General features: G+C 41.4%; 1 protein-coding gene. It reads right to left on the bottom strand.

Annotation, left to right across the window (positions count from 1 at the left end; genetic code table 11):
- Positions 1-194: 194 nt before the first annotated feature.
- Complete coding sequence (gene pqqA / locus B4K20_RS17075; RefSeq protein ID WP_414683391.1) at positions 195-239, bottom strand: pyrroloquinoline quinone precursor peptide PqqA; 45 nt, start codon at positions 237-239, stop codon at positions 195-197.

Raw genomic sequence — 239 nt, 5'->3', positions numbered from 1 at the left:
TGGATAACGCCAGATTTGTTTGATTGTGCCAACCTTGAGCATAAAACCACCTTATGTCCGTGATGCGATAACTGGTGCTAAGCTTAAGATTGTGTGTCCGGTCTGTATATCCGGCATTTTACGTAGATAATTTTCTTCGGGCATAAAAAAAGCCCCAACGAGTGGGGCTTTTTTGCTCTCGATTTGAGAAACTATTATCTGTTGCAGATGTACATAGTTACTTCGAAACCGAAACGCAT

This window comes from Methylophaga sp. UBA5088 (genome assembly GCF_002414625.1).
GTDB lineage: Bacteria > Pseudomonadota > Gammaproteobacteria > Nitrosococcales > Methylophagaceae > Methylophaga > Methylophaga marina.
The sequence above is the reverse complement of the archived record's forward strand: the minus strand, read 5'-3'. Positions and strand labels throughout refer to the sequence as shown.